Raw genomic sequence first — 19,233 nt, forward strand, 5'->3', positions numbered from 1 at the left:
TATATATGTCCACTTTTTTTATGAAAATTTAGTGGTATAATTTAATTATTAAGTAAATTACATGAATTATAATAGAAGAATATATAAGAGGTGTTTATATGGGACTAAATAATAAAAAACTTACACAATTATCAACAAGATGCGGATGCGCAGGTAAGTTTACTCCAGATGGATTAGCAAAGGTTTTAAGTCATATAGAAGCCAATGTAGAGGATAGAGATCCAAATTTAATTGTAGGTTTTGATAAATCAGATGATGCTGGTGTCTATAAATTGTCAGAGGATTTGGCATTAGTTCAAACGGTAGATTTTTTTACACCAGTTGCAAATGATCCATATACATTTGGTCAAATAGCTGCAACTAATGCATTAAGTGATGTTTATGCAATGGGGGGAAAGCCATTAACAGCATTAAATTTAGCATGTTTCTCAGCAACTATAGGACCAGAAATATTAGCAGAGATATTAAAAGGTGGGGCTGATAAGATAAGAGAAGCAGGAGCAACAATAGCTGGTGGACATACAATTACAGATGAAGAAATCAAATACGGAGTTTCTGTTACAGGAATAGTTGACCCTAAAAAAGTAGTAACAAATTCAGGCGCTAAAGATGGCGATGTTCTTATATTAACAAAGCCTCTTGGATACGGTGTTTTAACTACAGCTTTGAAGATAGAATTTATTACAGATGAAGAGTTTGAAGAAGCAGCAAATGTAATGTCAACTCTTAATAAAATTGCTTCAGAAGAAATGCAAAAAGTAGGAGTTAATTCTTGTACTGATATTACAGGATTTGGGTTTATAGGACATGCATATGAAATGGCAAATGGAAGCGAAGTTGAAATAGAAATAGATAGTAAAAAAATACCTATAATGAATAAAGTAATAGATTTAATAAAAGAATATTGTCTTCCTAGTGGAGCATATTCTAATGAAAAATATTTTGAAGAATGGGTAGACTTTAGTCCTGAAATTTCTGAGCAAATGAGACTTGCACTTTTTGATCCTCAAACATCAGGAGGACTATTAATTTCAGTTGAAGAAAGCAAGGCAAATGAATTATTAGAGAATATAAATAATAGAAGTCAAATAAAAGCAGAGATTATTGGTAGAGTAGTTAAAAAGGGAAGTAATAAAAATATAATAACAATAAGATAGTTAAAAAAATAAGTGAAGCTTATAATCTTCACTTATTTTTTTATATAATAACTTGAAATTTATTTAAATTTATAAATATTTGTAAAATACTTAAAGGAAATATTTAAGAAACATGGTTAATTTAACAAAATTGTGTTCAAATATTTAACATATATACTATTTATTATATAATTATATTGTGGTTTAGAATTAGTATAGAAAAATTAAATAAGAATAGGGAGATAGTAATTGAAGCTGAAGGAGATTATAGGGATAAAAAATAAATCTGTAATATCTATAATTGGATGTGGTGGGAAAACAACTTTAATGTATTTATTAGCAAATGATCTTAAAGATGATAATAAAGTTTTAATATCAACTACAACAAAAATTCTCGTTCCAACAAGAGATGAGGTGGATTTTTTAGCTGTAGGTGAAAACCAATATCACTCTATAAGGGATAAGAAGAATAATGGAATTTACGCATATTCTAAAGCTATAACTAAAGAAAATAAATTTATAGGTATAAATGAAAGTGATATAAAAACGTTAACAAAAGATTTTGATTTTATATTATTAGAAGCTGATGGCTCTAAAAGGAAACCAATTAAGGGCTGGAATGATACTGAACCAGTCATTTCTAGTGAGACAAACTTAACTATAGGAGTTATGAGTCTTGAATCATTAGGATTAGAAATAAATGATAATAATGTGCATAGATTATGTGAATTTAATGATCTTACTAATAGTTCTCTAGGAGAAGTTATAAATATAAATCATTTTGTAAAAGTAATATTTAATAAAGATGGTTTGTTTAAGTATTCTAAGGGTGAAAGGTTATTATTTCTAAATAAGGTAGAGACAATTGATGAAAATAATTTAAAGTTGCTTATTAAGGAAATTATCAAAAGAAATGAAAAGGATAAGTTGTTAAATAAAATAATATATGGAAGTTTAAAAAATAAAATTTATAAAATAGTGTTAATGTAGAGTTTATAGATTACTAATTTAGAAGAGATTTATTTAAGTGAAGTAGTAAAGTTAAAGATATATATTTATTTTAATATAAATTATAAGAAAGAGGATGGGAGCTATGGATTTAGGGACTGTAATAGTAAGAGGTGGAGGAGATATAGCATCTGGAACAATACAAAAGTTATATAGAAGTGGATTTAATGTATTAGTTTTAGAAATAGAAAAACCAACTGCAATTAGAAGAAACGTAGCATTTAGTGATGCTATATATAATGGAGAAGCTGAGGTAGAAGGAATAAAAGCAATTCGTGCATATAATCTAGATGATATAAATAATGCATTTAAGAATAAATTTATTCCAATAGTAGTAGATGCTAATGGAGAGTTTATTAATAAAATTAAGCCATTTGTAGTAGTGGATGCCATACTAGCTAAAAAAAATTTAGGAACCAATAAGGAAATGGCACCAATAACAATAGCACTAGGACCAGGATTTGAGGCTGGTGTTGATGTTGATGTTGTTATAGAAACAATGAGGGGGCATAACCTAGGAAGGTTAATATTTGAAGGTTATGCAATGCCTAATACTGGTGTACCAGGAGAAATTGCTGGTTATTCAAAAGAGAGAGTAATATATAGTGAAGCAAATGGAGTTATAAAGAATTATAAATTTATAGGTGACATAGTTAAAAAAGGTGAAGTTTTGGCAGCAATAGGTAATGAAAAAGTATTAGCACCTATAGATGGGTTACTTAGAGGTATTATAAAAGATGGAACAAGAGTTGAAATAGGATTAAAAATAGGAGATATAGATCCAAGGTTAAAAGAAATAAATAATTATACTACAATTTCAGATAAAGCTAGAAATATAGGAGGTGGTGTATTAGAAGCTTTATTAATGATTAAAAATAAAAAAGGTATATGAAGTTTTTATTAATTATGTATAAAAATAATTCCTAATTAAAACATGAGAATTAGTCAAGAAAGGTATGGGATTAATGATAACAGCAGGGCTGATAACTGTAGATGATAAAGAATATAAAAAGGGAGATGATGATTATAGGGAAAAAATAATTAAAAGATATTTAGAAAATAGAGGGCATCAAATATTAAGATGTAAAATTTTAAAAAGTAATCAAGTAGATATAGAAAATGAAATGAAGTATATGAGTGATGAACTGAAAGTAGATTTAATACTAACAAGCGGAGGAATTGGATGTCGCCCAACAGATATTGTTCCAGAGGCAACAAGAAATATAATTATAAAAGAAGTAAGTGGTATTTCAGAGGGAATAAGATACTATAATTTGCAAATGAGTAAAAATATAATGCTCTCAAGAGGGGTTTCTGGTATTAGAGAAAAAACATTAATAGTTAATTTACCAGAGAATCCTAAATTTCTAATTTCATCCTTAGATTTTGCTTTAGGAACAATTGAATATGGAGTAGAAATGGTAATTGGTAGAATAAAAGATTGTGTTATATGATAAAAGAGGTGAACATATGAAAGTTATAGATGTAAGAGAGGCTATAGGATGTGCTTTATGCCATGATATTACTAAAGTAGTTCCAGGAGAATTTAAAGGTGTAGCTTTTAAAAAGGGACATATAATTGAGGAAAAGGATATAGATGAGCTTTTATCAATAGGAAAAGATCATATTTATATATGGGATGAAGATGAAAATTTAGTTCATGAAAATGAAGCAGCAGAATTTCTTAAAGATATATGTGCAGGTAGTGGATTGACTTTTTCAGAAGTTAAGGAAGGGAAAATAGAATTCTTTGCTGCTATAGATGGACTCCTTAAAATAGATTTAGATTTACTTGTTAAATTAAACTCTATAGATGAAGTTATTCTATCAACTATTAAGAATGATACAGTTGTTAAAAAGGGAGATAAAATTGCTGCAACTAAGGTTATCCCATTAGCAATTAAAAAAGAAAAATTACTTAAAGTTCAAAGTGTTGTAAGTAAAAAGATAATAAATGTTATTCCAATTAAACCGAAAAAAGTTGCAATAGTTACAACTGGAAACGAAGTGTATTATGGAAGAATACAAGATGCATTTAAAGGTGTTATAGAAAAGAAGATATATCCATATGGTTGTGATATTATTGGACAAACAATTATAAAAGATAATTTAGTAGAAATAAAAGAAGCAATAAATCATTGGCTTGAAAAGGGTGCAGAAATGATACTTTGCACTGGAGGAATGTCTGTTGATGCTGATGATTTAACGCCTAAAGCAATAAGGGAAATTGGAGCAGAAATTATTTCTTATGGTACTCCTATTTTTCCAGGCGCTATGTTCCTAATTTCTTATAAAGGAGACATACCAATATTAGGATTACCTGGAGGAGTAATTTTTTCAGAAAGCACTGCTTTTGATGTGATATTACCAAGAGTTTTAGCCGGAGAAAAATTAACTAAGTATGACATAGCAAGTTATAGTCATGGAGGCTTGTGCATTGCTAACGATTATATATAAGGTATAATAAAGATTTCAAATTTTAATAAGATATCTATATAATCGATATTAGCTACATATAATTAGTAGTTTGATAACTTATATTAAAGATTAAATAATATATTCGATTTTAATTTTTCTATTATGTTTAAGCAAGTTCTTTATCTATTTAATATACATATAGTTTTAATTATTTGTAATATTAATTGAAGCATATATAAAATTAGCGCTATAATTAAAGTATAAGATAAAATAAAGGTAGTAAATTATAAAATGAAGAGGTGGCAGTATGAATGTTATAGATTGTAAGGGACTAGCGTGTCCTATGCCTGTTATAAAAACAAAGAAATATTTTGACTTAGAAGATTCAAAGGAAACTTTAGTAATAGTAGATAACGAGGTTGCTAAAAATAATATATTAAGATTAGCTAAAGGATTAAAGCTAAATAGTAGTTTTGAAGAAGAAAATGGATTATATACAATTCAATTAGCAAAGGGCGAATTTACTACAATACATCAAGATGTATATAAAGAAGAAATTGTTAATCAGACAGTTGCTCCAACTATATTAGTTTCATCAAATTTACTTGGTAATGGTGATGATAGATTAGGGGAAACTCTAATGAAAGTATATATTAATACATTAGCGGAAGCAGAGGTGCTACCAGAAAATTTAATGTTCATAAATGGTGGAGTAAAGTTAACTTGTTCAGGGTCAGATGTTTTAGATAGTTTAAATTCTATGAGAGAAAAAGGTGTAAACATAATAAGCTGTGGAGCATGCCTTGATTTTTATAACTTAAAGGACGAGCTTAAAGTTGGCGAGATTGGAAATATGTATCAAATTATAGACTTAATGAATAGAAGTGGAAATACTATAAAATTATAAATATAAAAGCTACGATAAATAGAAAATGCTTTGTATTTATATTTTTCAAAATTTTTTTATTATTTTATTTATAAACTGCATATTTTAATAGTAGAAAGTTATTGGAATTAGTAAATTTAATAAGATATAAAGGGGGTCGCGTTTCGTTACCCCCTTTGCATATATAACCGATGAAGTGTCATGTGTAGTCTAAATCAATGTGATGATTTTTTTGTCAATAAAACACAAGATTTTTAGTGAAGAATAGATAATTACACAGAATTATCTATTTTCTATATTTAATAAAATTGTTTAATCTTTTGATTGAATTTTTCATATAGCTTAATCATATCTAGCTCTGTTGAGTAAACTCCAACCTCATCTATTGGAATCCATTTAACGCCACTATTTTCATCTTCTTTTATGAAAAGTTCATCATTTTCATCAGCTTCTAATAAATAAGCAACTGATAAATGTAGGTGAGAAGCGATTTCTTTACCTTTTTTTATATGTGCAGGAACAGGTAAAACATCTAATGAAAAAATTTTATTATCTAATGCTTTTATATTTTTAACACCTGTTTCTTCTTTAGCTTCTTTTATAGCAACGTAAAGTAAATCTTCATCCCCATCAGCATGGCCACCAGTCCAAGACCAAGAGTTATATATATTATGATAAATCATAAGTACTTTTGTTTTATCTTTATTTACTATGTATCCAGAACTAGTGATATGGGCAAGTGGGTTTTCCCTAGTTAAAAGATTATTAAAATTATTTATTGCATATAAAATTGCTTCTTTATCGGCTATTTCCTGTTTAGTATAAGGTACATAGCTTTTAATTTCTTCTATCCAACTCATAAATTTCTCCTTTGAATTACTAATTTTATTAATTTTAATTATATAACAAAATATGTGATTAAACTATTAGCCTATAGAAAAATAAATATGTAACATATGAAAATATAGTCGAATAAAATATATCGATGTAGTATATGAAATAGAAACATCGGCATAATTTAAGTTCAGGATGTAAGAGAGGATACAAAATGCAAATTGGTATAAGGGCATTAGACGAGAGTTTGAACTTGCAGAAAAAAAAGAACCCTCTTATACACTGTATCTCTAATTCAGTTTCAGCAAAAGATCTAGCACAAGGAATTTTATGCTATAATGGTCACTCAATATTTAGTAATTCTACTGAAGAATCACCAGATATAACTTCAAAATGTGATTGTCTATTAATTAATTTAGAAGATTTAAATGCAGCAAGAGTAGATATAATAGAAAAAGCAATTAGAGTAGCAAGAAGAAAAGGTATCCCTGTAGTTTTAGATATAATGGGAGTTGATTTTTCGTTTTTTAGAAAAGAAATAGCATTAAGATTCATAAATAGATACAATATAAACGTCGTTAAGGGAAAGTTAGAGGAATTTAAAGTATTAATCCAAAGTGATGATAAATTAAAGAACAAAGACTTTACCAGTTCAAGGGTAAAAGAAAATATAGAGGTTAGAGTGAGCTTAAGAAGTTTTTCAAAAAGATTTAACACCATAACAGTAGTTCAGTGTGAAGATTATTATTTAACTGATGGATTTAGTGAGTTTTATTTAGAAGGTGAGCGAGAAAGGTTTAATAATATATTTGGTGTTGAATCAATATTGTGTGGATTAATTTCTGTAGGGGTTGCATCTGCAAGCAATAATGAACAAATATTTAGAGCCGTCTTAGTTGCTATTATGACTATAGCAGTAAGTGAAAAAATAGCTGTACAAAAGAACTTAAAACCTGAAAAAAATATATGGTTAAAAGAGTACTTATTAGATGAAATAGAGAATATAAATTCAGAAAAACTAAATAGATTAGCAAAAGTTGAATATTCATTTGTAAGATAAAGAAGATAAAATATTAACATCAAAAAGTAATTAATAAAAATTAAAAAGCTTTGGATATATCCAAAGCTTTTTTGGTTGCGGGAGCAGGACTTGAACCTACGACCTTCGGGTTATGAGCCCGACGAGCTGCCAACTGCTCCATCCCGCGATATTAAGTTACTAACCTTAGTCAGTGAATTAAGTATATCATTATTATAACATAAAGTAAAGGAAGATATGCAAAAATTTTTAGAATTTTTTTAAAAAAAGTGCTTGAAAAACGTTTACAGATGGTTTATTATATAGTTAACCGATTTAGTAAACCGATTTACTAAAAAATAATTATTTAGGAGAGAGATTTATGAATAAGATATGTGTACTTGGAAGCATGAATATGGATTTAGTTTTAAAGGTTAAGGATATACCACAAGTAGGAGAAACTATTTTATCAAAATCTTTTGAAAAGATATCAGGTGGAAAGGGAGCAAATCAAGCAGTAGCAGCTAAAAGAAGTGGCTCAGAAGTAGTAATGATATCTAAGATAGGTAGAGATGATAATGGCTTAATACTTAAAAATAAATTAAAAGAAGATAATATAGATGTAAGTTTTATATATGAAGATGAAAAAGAAGCAACAGGAATGGCAATTATAATGGTTAACGATAACGGAAACAATTCAATAATAGTTGTTCCAGGATCCAATATGACAATAAATGAAGAAGAAATTAATAAATCAGAAAAAGCATTAAAAGAAAGTGATATATTAATATCTCAATTTGAAACACCAGAAGAAATTACTTTTAAAGCATTTAAAAAGGCTAAGGATTTTGGAAAAGTAACAATACTAAATCCTGCACCAGCTAAAAAAATAAATGATGAACTTTTAAAAGTAACAGATATTATAGTACCAAATGAAACAGAAGCAGAAGTTTTAACTGGTATAAAAGTAGAAAATTTAGAAGATGCAAAAAAAGCAGCAGAAGTTTTCTTAAATAAAGGAGTTAAATTTGTAATTATAACTTTAGGATCAAGGGGAGCTGCAGTAATAGGAAAAGAATTTAGTGAAGTAGTACCAGCATTTAAAGTAAATGCAATAGATACAACAGCTGCAGGAGATAGCTTTATAGGAGGCTTAAGTTCAAAGTTAGATGTGAAAAATCTAAATAAAGAAAACCTTATAAAAGCAGTAACATTTGGAAATAAGGTATCATCAATAGCAGTTCAAAGAAAAGGAGCACAACCTTCAATACCATATTTAAAAGAAGTGGAAGAGGTTTATGGAGAGGAGTAATACTAATGAGAAAGACATCATTATTAAATAGTAATTTAAGTTCAGTAATATCAAAAATGGGACACACAGATATGTTAGCAATTGGTGACTGTGGTTTACCAATACCAAATGAAACAGAAAGAATAGACCTAGCATTAATAAATGGAATTCCAACATTTATGCAAACTTTGAAAGCAGCATTAGAAGAACTACAAATAGAAGAAGTAATATTAGCAAAAGAAACAGAAGATATAAGTCCAAAACTTTTTGAAGAAATAAAAGAAATTATAGGAGATGTAAAAATAACATTTGTATCTCATGAAGAATTGAAAAGAAACTTAAAGGAATGTAAGGCAGTAGTTAGAACAGGTGAACAAACACCGTATGCAAATATAATTTTAAAATCAGGAGTTGTATTTTAGTTAAGGAGGGTATTTATATGAGTACAAGAATACCAATGCTAAGAATGGAGGGAGTATCAAAAATATTCCCAGGGGTTAAGGCCCTAGATAATGTTGATATAACAGCTTATGGTGGAGAAGTTACAGCTTTAATGGGTGAAAATGGAGCTGGTAAGTCTACATTGATGAAGATATTAAGTGGAGTATATCAAAAAGATGAAGGTAAAGTATTTATAGATGGAGAAGAAGCCCATATCAAAGGAATAAAATCAGCAGAAGAATATGGTGTTACTATTATCCATCAAGAAATGAGTGTCTTAAATAACTTAACAGTTGCAGAAAATATATTCTTAGGAAATGAAAAGTATCATAAGTTTACTGGGAAAATAAATAAAAAGGAACTTATAGAAAGAAGTAAATTATTCTTAGATCAAATAGGTGCAAATATAAATCCAAATACTCTTGTTTCTAGCTTAAATGTTGGGGAAAAGCAAATGGTAGAAATAGCAAAAGCTTTAACTAAGAATGCAAGAGTAATAATAATGGATGAGCCAACTACAGCTTTAACAGAAGTAGAAACTAAGAATTTATTTAAAGTAATAGACAGCTTAAAGAAAAAAGGAATTGCAATAATTTATATATCTCATAGAATGGAAGAAATATTTGCTATATGTGATAGAGTTGAAGTTCTTAGGGATGGGAAATATGCAGGGAATGCCTTAATTAAAGATATTGATAATGACAAATTAATTTCAATGATGGTTGGGAGAAAAATAGAAGACCAATTCCCTTACAGAGAAGTAAAGGTTGGAAAAGATATTTTAGAAGTTGAAAATTTAAATTCAAATGTTGGAATAAAAGATATAAGTTTCAGCGTAAAAGAAGGAGAAATCTTAGGAATAGCTGGTCTTATGGGATCTGGAAGAACAGAAGTTGCAAAAACAATCTTTGGAGAATATAAAAAGACTTCTGGAACAATAAAGATTAAAGGAAAAGAAATTGATATAAAAAATATTCAAGAAGCAATAGATAATGGAATTTGCTATTTATCAGAAGATAGAAAAAAAGAAGGCTGTGTTCTTAGCTTATCTGTAGCTGAAAATATGATTTTATCTAATTTAAAAAAATATGAAAGCAAAATGATGGCTATAGATAAAAATAAAGCAACAAAAGATGTTGATTATTACATAGATAAAATTAAGATAAAAACACCGAATAGAGATCAATTAATAAAAAATTTAAGTGGAGGTAATCAACAAAAGGTTATACTTGCAAAATGGCTTATGTTATCTCCAGAAGTATTAATAATTGATGAACCTACAAGGGGGATAGATGTAGGAGCAAAGAAGGAAATATACGAATTATTAAATGAACTTAAAGCATCTGGAAAGGCGATAATAATGATATCTTCAGATTTACCAGAAGTTTTAGGAATAAGTGATAGAATTCTTGTTATGAGTGAAGGAAAAATATCAGGAGAATTAAAAAGAGAAGAAGCTTCACAAGAAAGCATAATGAAATTAGCTGTTGGAATGAATAAATAGTTGGGAGGATACAATTATGAATATTAATATAAAAGAAACTGCATCTAAATACAAATCTCTTATAGGATTAGTGCTACTATGTGCGATAATCACATTTGTTACACCATCATTTTTATCACTATCAAACATTACTAATGTTTTTACACAAGTTTCAGTTAATGCAATAATTGCAGTAGGTATGACTTTTGTTATCTTAACTGGTGGAATAGATTTATCAGTTGGGTCAACTTTAGCAATTAGTGGAGCATTATCAGCATCAATAATCAAATCAACAGGAAGTGTTACATTAGCAATAGTAGTTGCAGCTTTAGTTGGTATAGCAATTGGTTTAGTAAATGGACTTTTAATATCAAAAGGTAAGTTACAAGCATTTATAGCAACACTTGCAACAATGACAATATTTAGAGGTGCTACTTTAGTATTTACAAATGGAACTCCAATTTCTAAGTTACCAGAAAAATTCGTTAATATAGGTAATGGAAAAATCGGATTCATGCCAATTCCAGTTATCATCACTGTAATCGTTTCTATAATAGCAATTTATGTTTTATCACAAACAAGATTTGGTAGATATCTTTATGCATTAGGTGGAAATGAAGATTCAGCTAGATTATCAGGTATAAACACAGATAAAATTAAAACTTTAGTATATGTAGTTTCAGGTTTTGCATCAGCAATTGCAGGGGTAATTATAACTAGTAGAATAGCATCAGCTTCACCAAATGCAGGAACAAGCTTTGAATTAGATGCAATAGCAGCAGTTGTTATTGGAGGTACATCATTAGCAGGTGGAGAAGGTAAAATCACAGGAACATTAATAGGTGCTCTTATCATAGGAGTATTAAATAACGGATTAAACTTAATGAATGTATCACCATTTTATCAATCAATAGTAAAAGGATTAGTTATCTTAATAGCAGTATTATTAGATAAGAAGAGCAGAAAGAAAGCATAATTGAAATAGGAGGAGATAACATGAAAGGTATAAAAAAGATATTAGCATTTTCTCTAGTAGCCATAGTTTCAATGAGTTTCTTTATGGGATGCTCAAATAGAAATAGTGACAAAAAGATTGGAATAGTTTTATCCACTTTAAATAATCCTTTCTTTGTTAGCATGAAAGAAGGGGCAGAAAAAGAAGCTGAAAGGCTAGGATTTGAGTTAATAGTTTTAGATTCACAAAATGACCCAGCTAAGGAAAGATCTAATGTAGAAGATTTAATACAACTTGGTGTAGTAGCCTTATTAATCAATCCAACAGATAGTGATGCTGTTGTTAAATCAGTAGAAGTTGCAAATAAGGCAAATATACCAGTAATTACTTTAGATAGACAATCAAATGGTGGAGAAGTTACAAGCCATATAGCTTCAGATAATATAAAGGGCGGAGCTATGGCAGCAGAATTTGTTTTAGAAAAGCTTGGAAATGAAGCAAATATAAATGTAGTTGAACTTCAAGGTATTCCAGGAGCATCAGCAACTAGAGATAGAGGAGCTGGATTCCATAGCATTTTAGATGATAAAGCAAATGTTAAGTTTGTTTCAAGCCAAGCAGCAGATTTTGATAGACAAAAGGGTTTATCAGTAATGGAAAATATACTACAAGGTAATTCAGATGTCCAAGTAGTATTTGCTCATAATGATGAAATGGCTCTTGGAGCAGCAAAGGCAATTGGAACAAGCAATGTTAAGGCGATGGTTATTGGATTCGATGGAAATGAAGATGCTCTAGATGCAGTTGAAAAAGGAGAAATGATTGCAACAGTAGCACAACAACCAGATTTAATTGGTGCATTAGGAGTTGAATTAGCATTAAAAATATATAATGGTGAAGCTGTAGATAAAGAAATAGCAGCTGATCTAAAAATTGTTAGTAATCAAAATTATTAGTAAAGTTGTCAAATAAATATTAATTAACTATGGTATAATCGTATATGTAAAACTGCAATAAGGAGTGGAATTTATGAGTAAGGTAACTCTTTTAGATATAGCAAAACATGCAAATGTATCTAGAACTACAGCCTCCATGGTATTAAATAATAAAGATATTAGTGTTTCAGATGAAACAAGAAATAGAATTTTAGAAGCAGTAAAAGAACTAAACTATATACCAAATTCTCTAGCAAGAAGTTTAAGCACAAAGAAAAGTTATACTATAGGCTTTATTATTCCAGATATAGAAAATCCATTCTTTGCAGAAATGGCAAAGGCTATTGAAACAGAAGCAGAAAAACAAGGATATAGTGTGATCTTATGTAATACTTTTAATAGCAGTAAGAAAGAAGAAGAGTATATAAGATTATTAATAAGCAAACTAGTCGACGGAGTAATAATTGTAGCAAATGGTAAAAGGAACAATTCTATAAGTATGCTAAAATCTAATGAGGTACCATTTGTTGTTGTCGATAGGCACATTGATGAAGTAGAAAAGATAAATGGTGTCTTTTGTGATAATGAAGAGGGAATAAAAAGAGGTTTAGACTATTTAATAGGAAAAGGGTATAAGGATATAGCTTTTGTTGGGTCTACTCAAAATGAAGTGAGTTCAAATTCAAGGCTTAGATATTTTCAAAAAATATCTAAGCAATATGAAATTTTTAATGAACTTTTATTAGAAGAGGATGAAATTTCATTAGAAGGGGGAATAAATGCAACAGAAAGACTTATAATGAAAAATAATAATATTGATGTAATATTTTATAGTAGTGATATTATGGCTATTGGTGGAATCAAGTGTCTGATTAGAAAAGGTTTAAAAGTACCAGAAGATATAGGAATATTAGGTTATGATAACATTGGAATATGTTCTTATATAGAGCCAGAATTAACTACAATTGCACAACCTATTTATAATATGGGAAAGGAAGCCTTTAATTTATTAATGGATGTTGCAAATAGTAATAAAGAAGAAAATATTATTAATTTAAAACCGTATTTAGTAGAAAGAAAAACAGTAAAATAGATTTGGTGGTGTAAAATATGAATAAAGAAAATTTAATTTCTGTTTCTAAGAATGTTAGAAAGAATATAATAGAAATGCTTTGTGAATCAAAGTCTGGACATCCAGGTGGATCATTATCTTGTGCAGATGTCTTAACATATTTATATTATGAAAAGATGAACATAGATGTAAATAACCCTAAATGGGAGCAAAGAGATAGATTTGTATTAAGTAAAGGACATGCTGCGCCTGCACTTTACTCAGTATTAGCTGAAAAAGGATTTTTCCCTAAAGAAGAATTAAAGACTTTAAGAAAAACAGGTGGATTACTTCAAGGACATCCAGATTCTAAACATGTTCCAGGGGTTGATGTTTCAACAGGATCACTTGGACAAGGAATATCTAATGCTGTAGGAATGGCTTTAGGATTAAAAGCCCAAAATAATAATGCTAGAGTTTATGCAGTATTAGGAGATGGAGAACTTCAAGAAGGTTTAGTTTGGGAAGCATCAATGGCAGCAGCTCATTATAAATTAGATAACTTAGTTGCAGTAGTTGATTTCAATGGATTACAAATAGATGGTAAAAACGAAGAGGTTATGGGAATAAATCCTTTAGATGAAAAATTTGAAGGTTTTGGATTTAATGTAATTGAATGTGATGGACATGATTATGAAGAATTAGACAAAGCCTTTAAAAATGCAGAAGAAACAAAAGGTAAGCCAACAGTAATAATAGCTAAAACGGTAAAAGGTAAAGGTGTTAGCTTTATGGAAAACCAAGCAGGATGGCACGGACAAGCACCTAACAAAGAACAAACAGAACAAGCTATTATGGAAATCATGAAATAGGAGGGATTTATAATGGGTAAGGCAACAAGAGAATCATATGGAATGGCACTAGTAGAATTAGGAAAAGAAAATGATAAAGTTGTAGTTCTTGATGCGGATCTTTCTAAGTCAACTAAAACATGTGATTTTAAAAATATGTTTAAAGATAGATTTTTTAATGCAGGTATAGCAGAACAAAACTTAATGGGAATGGCAGCAGGTCTTGCTAACGTAGGAAATATACCTTTTGCTAGTACTTTTGCAGTATTTGCTACAGGTAGAGCATTTGAAGTAATAAGAAACTCAATATGCTATCCTAAGATGAATGTTAAGATAGCTGCAACTCATGCAGGTATAACAGTTGGAGAAGATGGTGGTTCACACCAATCTGTTGAAGATATAGCACTTATGAGCGCACTTCCAAATATGACTGTAATAGTACCAGCAGATCACAGAGAAGCTATGCAAGCTACAAAAGCAGCAGCAAACTTTGTAGGACCAGTTTACTTAAGATTTGGTAGATGTAATACAGAAGATATATTTGATGATAACTATAAATTTGAAATTGGAAAAGGTGTAGAGCTTAGAGAAGGAAATGAGGTAGCTATAATTGCAACTGGAATGATGGTTCAAAAAGCAATAGAAGCATCTGATAAATTAAGAGAAGAAGGAATAAATGCTAGAGTTATTAATATTTCTACTATTAAACCAATAGATAAAGAATTAATAATAAAGGCAGCAAAAGAAACAAAAGGAATAGTTACAGCTGAAGAACATTCAATTATAGGTGGACTTGGAGCAACTGTTTCCCAAGTTGTAACAAGTAATCATCCTACAATAGTTAAAACAGTAGGAATAAAAGATACATTTGGCGAATCTGGAACTCCTGATGAGTTAATGAAAAAATATGGTTTAACAAGTGATGAGATAATAAAAGCTGTAAAGGAAATTATTTAATATAGTTTTCAATAGATGCCCAAATCATAATTAAATATATAGATGGAAAAGATACCTTAATTTACATAGGTATCTTTTTTCTTGAATAGGGAATTATAATATCATTAATATGTAGTAAATTCTAATATTAAGAATTTACTACATATTAAATCAAATCAATAAATAATAAACTTAAATTAATTAAATTTAATTTATTAAATATGAAATAAAAAGTTGTTTAAGACAAGCCACAAAAATAACTAAAGTTAACTAAACTTCTTGCTAATATTAAATATAAATTTAGATTAAATAAAAATATATTTTTAAATTTTAAGAATACAATTTAAAAATTTGCAAAATTATGATAAATTATAATTAGAGGAATTATTTAGGGGGACAGTCGTAATGGATGTTATAATATATAGACTAGTTTTAAATTACTTAGAAGAAAAAGTAACAAGTGACCTGAAGGATGAATTTATAAATGCATCATTACATTTCAATATAAATAATGATATTTATAAAGAGTATTCACCAATACAAATTGAATGCATGATAAATAAAATATCATCAGAAGAAATAATAGATTATGTTGAGTTATGTTCAGTATATGGCTATATATTATATAGAGCTGTGGAACAAAATAAACTTAAAGCTGAAGATAGAATAGAAATTCTACAAAGAGTTTTAGAAATAAGTAATTCCATAACTAGTTATTTAAGAAGTATGATAAATGAAAATGAATTATTTGAAAAATTATTAAATATAACAAAAAAACTTAATTTAACAAAAGAGCAAAATGATAAGATAATTAAAAGGTTAAATTAAGATGTATGTAAAGGTTAACTTATAAAATGAGAATTAAACATAATGATATATATTAACTTTCCGATTTTTATATAATATCTCCAATTTAATACATATCATTAATGAGGATAATTCTTCATTTGATAATTTAAAGTAATGAAATACAAGTTGGCGAAGATAAATAGATATGTAAAGAAGTATTAGATATATGCTTATTTCACAGTCTATTTATCTTCGCTATTGTTATATTATAGCAAAACATCCACAATTCTTTCATTTTTTAATTCTTTAATTATTTCATTATAAAATGTGTTTTAATAGTTAGAAAATATGGTAGAATTTTAAGGAGAAAGGAGTGATTAACATTATGAATAAAGCAATGGAAGTTTTAGAAAAATATTTTGGATATAACTCCTTTAGAGAAGGACAAAGTGAAATAATATCAAATATTTTAAGGGGAAGGGATAGCCTTTGCATTATGCCAACAGGTGGAGGAAAATCAATTTGTTATCAAATTCCTGCTTTAATTTTTAATGGAATTACTTTAGTGATTTCTCCTTTAATATCATTAATGAAGGATCAGGTTGATTCCATTAATGATATAGGGATAAAGGCAGAATATATAAATAGTACTCAAAGTTTAGATGAAATAAAGAAAATATTAAAGAGATGTTATGATGGAGAAGTTAAACTTTTATATATAGCACCAGAAAGATTAGAAAGTGAATATTTCAATAAGATGTTAAGAAAGCTCTGGATAAGTCAAGTTGCAATAGATGAAGCACATTGTGTTTCTATGTGGGGACATGATTTTAGAAAAAGCTATACATTTATAGCTCCTTTTATAAGAAGTTTAAATGTTAGACCTGTGGTTACTGCATTTACGGCTACAGCAACTACAGAAGTAAGAAAGGATATTTTTAAGCTTTTAGAACTTATCAATCCATATATGTACTTAGGTAGTTTTGATAGAGAAAATTTATCAATATGTGTACATAAGGAAGAAGATAAAGCAGAGTTTGTCAAAGATTATATAAGAGATCATGAAGAGGCTTCTGGAATAGTTTATTGTGCAACTAGAAAAGAAGTTGATGCTTTATATTATTATTTAAAAGAAAGAGGAATAGATGCAGCAAAGTATCATGGTGGATTAAAAGATGATGAGAAAAACTATTATCAGGAAGAATTCTTAAAAGATAATTTTAATGTAATGATTGCAACAAATGCTTTTGGAATGGGGATAGATAAATCTAATGTAAGATATATAATTCATTTCACTTTATGTAAGAACCTTGAAAACTATTATCAAGAAATAGGTAGGGGTGGCCGGGATGGAGAAAGAACAGAATGTCACCTTTTATATAATAGGGAAGATATAAGAACATTAGAATATTTAATATATACTACAGTTGGTAATACTAGAAAAGAAATTGAAATAAGAAAACTTCAAAGTATGGTTGATTTTTGTGAATATGATAAATGTTATAGAAGCTTTATTTTAAATTATTTTGGAGATAAAAATGCAAAGCCATATTGTAATAATTGCAGCAACTGTTTAAATAACGAAGAACTTAGAGATTTTACAATAGAAGCTCAAATGATTTTATCATGTGTATATAGAACTAGAGAGCTGTATGGTATTTCAGTATTAGTTGATATATTAAGAGGATTTAAGGGGCCTAAGATAATTCAAAATAACTTAGATAGCCTGACTACATATGGAATCATGAAGGAATACAGCAGCAAATTTATAAGAGATTTAATCAAGACTTTGTTAGATTTAGGATATGTTAATTTAAAAGAAGGTACATATTCAATGCTGAAATTAAATCCTAAATCGATAAAAGTATTAAAATCACAGGAAAAAGTTATTTGCAAATTAAGTGAAGATATTGAAGAAAAAATAGAAAATAAAGATTTATTTAATAAACTAAAATTATGGAGAAAAGAAAAAGCAAATATACTAGGAATAAAACCATATATTATATTTTCAGATTCAACTCTTATTGAACTTGCTAATAAAATACCAAAGGACAAGGATGAATTACTTAGTATCAGAGGTATGGGAGAAAAGAAATTTGAAAAGTATGGAGATGAGGTTTTGAAGTTGATTCTTAGTTCATAATATATATTTTTTTATTTAAGTAATATATGAAGATAATAAGTAATAGATAAGCTATTACTATATTAATTTTATATTTAATAGCTTATTTTTTATATAATTACATTAAGTAAAAAAGTAGAAAAATGTAGAATTATATAAAATTATGTTATATAATGTATATAATATAACTTTATATAACATAGAAGAAGGTAATAAATTGAATTAAAGGGTAGTAGAAATGATAGAAAAATTGGTACATAAATTAGTACATAGTGTAGGGCGAGATAATAATTTCAATAATGAACAAATAGAACAATGTAAATATGCTCTTAAAGTTATGTTGTATGAAATTATAAAAATGTTACTAGTAATTTTAATATTTTTTGTATTAGGATATTTTAAGGAAAGTATACTTATAATTTTTATAATGTCAATCACAAAGCCTTTTATTGGTGGCTATCATGAAGATACGCAATTAAAATGTTTTATTGCTACATTAATATTAGTAATATTAATAATAGTTTTGTCTAAAAATAATGAATTGAATTTAATAAGTTCTATAATATTAAATATAATTAGTATATTTTCTATTTATAATAAGGCACCAATAATAAATGATAAAATGCCTCTTACAAAGGAAGACCTTATTAGAAAAAACAGAAAAATTGGTATTACTAATGTTGTAATACTAGGGATATTATCAATTATTATGTTTGAAGTTAAGTGGATTTCACAAATAACAATTTGGACAATTTTAGTACAAGCTATATTAATGTTTAATAAATATAAAAGAATATAAGGAGGGATTAAGTAAATGAAAATGAAGAAGTATTTAGGATCATTAATGCTATTATTTGCAGCAGTTTTAATAAATGTTGCTCCTACATCTGTAATGAGTGTAGGTGTAGAAGAAATGCCGGATTCAATTAAAAAACTAAGATAGAATACAAAAGAAGGGGCTGTTGCAAAAGCAACTAGCCGAATAAATGGGAAAAGGTGGATTCAATAGAATCCACCTTTTTTGCATAAACTTAAATCATGAAACTATTCAGTTTATACAATACTAATCAACAATTAGT

Annotated in this window: 20 protein-coding genes and 1 tRNA gene; 19 read left to right on the forward strand and 2 right to left on the reverse strand. The window is 28.1% G+C overall.

Annotation, left to right across the window (positions count from 1 at the left end):
- The first annotated feature begins 98 nt into the window (after positions 1–98).
- From selD to yedF, 6 genes are all read left to right on the forward strand, one after another.
- On the forward strand, positions 99–1,157 hold the full coding sequence (gene selD, locus NSA50_RS15770; protein ID WP_257446591.1) for a selenide, water dikinase SelD: 1,059 nt from the start codon (positions 99–101) through the stop codon (positions 1,155–1,157).
- A 228-nt stretch (positions 1,158–1,385) separates the two neighbouring features.
- On the forward strand, positions 1,386–2,126 hold the full coding sequence (gene yqeC, locus NSA50_RS15775) for a selenium cofactor biosynthesis protein YqeC (protein WP_257446593.1): 741 nt from the start codon (positions 1,386–1,388) through the stop codon (positions 2,124–2,126).
- A 103-nt stretch (positions 2,127–2,229) separates the two neighbouring features.
- Entirely contained in the window at positions 2,230–3,036 is an 807-nt protein-coding gene (gene yqeB, locus NSA50_RS15780; RefSeq protein WP_195430061.1) for a selenium-dependent molybdenum cofactor biosynthesis protein YqeB, read from the forward strand.
- A 64-nt stretch (positions 3,037–3,100) separates the two neighbouring features.
- Complete coding sequence (locus NSA50_RS15785) at positions 3,101–3,598, forward strand: molybdopterin-binding protein (protein ID WP_195265215.1); 498 nt, start codon at positions 3,101–3,103, stop codon at positions 3,596–3,598.
- A 16-nt stretch (positions 3,599–3,614) separates the two neighbouring features.
- Entirely contained in the window at positions 3,615–4,601 is a 987-nt protein-coding gene (locus tag NSA50_RS15790) for a molybdopterin-binding protein (RefSeq protein WP_257446598.1), read from the forward strand.
- A 268-nt stretch (positions 4,602–4,869) separates the two neighbouring features.
- A complete protein-coding gene (gene yedF / locus NSA50_RS15795; protein WP_195265219.1) occupies positions 4,870–5,469 on the forward strand; it encodes a sulfurtransferase-like selenium metabolism protein YedF in 600 nt (199 codons plus the stop codon).
- A 278-nt stretch (positions 5,470–5,747) separates the two neighbouring features.
- Here the strand turns inward: yedF and NSA50_RS15800 are convergent, their stop codons facing one another.
- Complete coding sequence (locus NSA50_RS15800) at positions 5,748–6,308, reverse strand: NUDIX hydrolase (RefSeq protein WP_195265221.1); 561 nt, start codon at positions 6,306–6,308, stop codon at positions 5,748–5,750.
- A 188-nt stretch (positions 6,309–6,496) separates the two neighbouring features.
- Here NSA50_RS15800 and NSA50_RS15805 point away from each other — a divergent pair, with 188 nt between their 5' ends.
- Positions 6,497–7,342, forward strand: a complete 846-nt coding sequence (locus NSA50_RS15805; RefSeq protein ID WP_195265223.1) for a hydroxyethylthiazole kinase — start codon at positions 6,497–6,499, stop codon at positions 7,340–7,342.
- Between the two features lie 72 nt (positions 7,343–7,414).
- On the opposite strand, the gene NSA50_RS15810 is transcribed toward NSA50_RS15805, so the two are convergent.
- Positions 7,415–7,490, reverse strand: a tRNA-Met gene (locus NSA50_RS15810).
- A gap of 192 nt (positions 7,491–7,682) precedes the next feature.
- Here NSA50_RS15810 and rbsK point away from each other — a divergent pair.
- From rbsK to NSA50_RS15870, 12 genes are all read left to right on the forward strand, one after another.
- Complete coding sequence (gene rbsK / locus NSA50_RS15815; protein ID WP_195265225.1) at positions 7,683–8,612, forward strand: ribokinase; 930 nt, start codon at positions 7,683–7,685, stop codon at positions 8,610–8,612.
- A gap of 5 nt (positions 8,613–8,617) precedes the next feature.
- Positions 8,618–9,013 (forward strand): D-ribose pyranase, encoded by a 396-nt coding sequence (gene rbsD / locus NSA50_RS15820; protein WP_257446603.1) that lies wholly within the window; start codon positions 8,618–8,620, stop codon positions 9,011–9,013.
- A gap of 17 nt (positions 9,014–9,030) precedes the next feature.
- Positions 9,031–10,536, forward strand: a complete 1,506-nt coding sequence (locus NSA50_RS15825) for a sugar ABC transporter ATP-binding protein (RefSeq protein WP_195265237.1) — start codon at positions 9,031–9,033, stop codon at positions 10,534–10,536.
- 16 nt (positions 10,537–10,552) lie between these two features.
- Positions 10,553–11,491: an ABC transporter permease gene (locus NSA50_RS15830; RefSeq protein WP_195265240.1), complete on the forward strand. Its 939-nt coding sequence runs from the start codon at positions 10,553–10,555 to the stop codon at positions 11,489–11,491.
- Positions 11,492–11,511: 20 nt separating this feature from the next.
- Entirely contained in the window at positions 11,512–12,426 is a 915-nt protein-coding gene (gene rbsB, locus NSA50_RS15835) for a ribose ABC transporter substrate-binding protein RbsB (protein WP_257446606.1), read from the forward strand.
- Positions 12,427–12,499: 73 nt separating this feature from the next.
- Positions 12,500–13,498: a LacI family DNA-binding transcriptional regulator gene (locus tag NSA50_RS15840; RefSeq protein ID WP_257446609.1), complete on the forward strand. Its 999-nt coding sequence runs from the start codon at positions 12,500–12,502 to the stop codon at positions 13,496–13,498.
- 17 nt (positions 13,499–13,515) lie between these two features.
- The gene (locus tag NSA50_RS15845) at positions 13,516–14,328 is read left to right on the forward strand and encodes a transketolase (RefSeq protein WP_257446611.1); all 813 of its coding nucleotides are present in this window, start codon (positions 13,516–13,518) and stop codon (positions 14,326–14,328) included.
- A 12-nt stretch (positions 14,329–14,340) separates the two neighbouring features.
- Positions 14,341–15,264 (forward strand): transketolase family protein, encoded by a 924-nt coding sequence (locus tag NSA50_RS15850; RefSeq protein WP_257446613.1) that lies wholly within the window; start codon positions 14,341–14,343, stop codon positions 15,262–15,264.
- A gap of 384 nt (positions 15,265–15,648) precedes the next feature.
- Positions 15,649–16,071, forward strand: a complete 423-nt coding sequence (locus NSA50_RS15855; protein ID WP_195430071.1) for a hypothetical protein — start codon at positions 15,649–15,651, stop codon at positions 16,069–16,071.
- A 346-nt stretch (positions 16,072–16,417) separates the two neighbouring features.
- A complete protein-coding gene (gene recQ / locus NSA50_RS15860; protein WP_257446616.1) occupies positions 16,418–18,175 on the forward strand; it encodes a DNA helicase RecQ in 1,758 nt (585 codons plus the stop codon).
- Between the two features lie 217 nt (positions 18,176–18,392).
- Positions 18,393–18,953 carry an accessory gene regulator B family protein gene (locus NSA50_RS15865; RefSeq protein ID WP_257446618.1) on the forward strand — a complete coding sequence of 187 codons (561 nt, stop codon included), beginning with the start codon at positions 18,393–18,395 and terminating at the stop codon, positions 18,951–18,953.
- Between the two features lie 15 nt (positions 18,954–18,968).
- Entirely contained in the window at positions 18,969–19,097 is a 129-nt protein-coding gene (locus NSA50_RS15870) for a hypothetical protein (protein ID WP_257446620.1), read from the forward strand.
- Positions 19,098–19,233 lie beyond the last annotated feature (136 nt).

This window comes from Clostridium mucosae (assembly GCF_024622765.1).
Lineage (GTDB): Bacteria > Bacillota > Clostridia > Clostridiales > Clostridiaceae > Clostridium.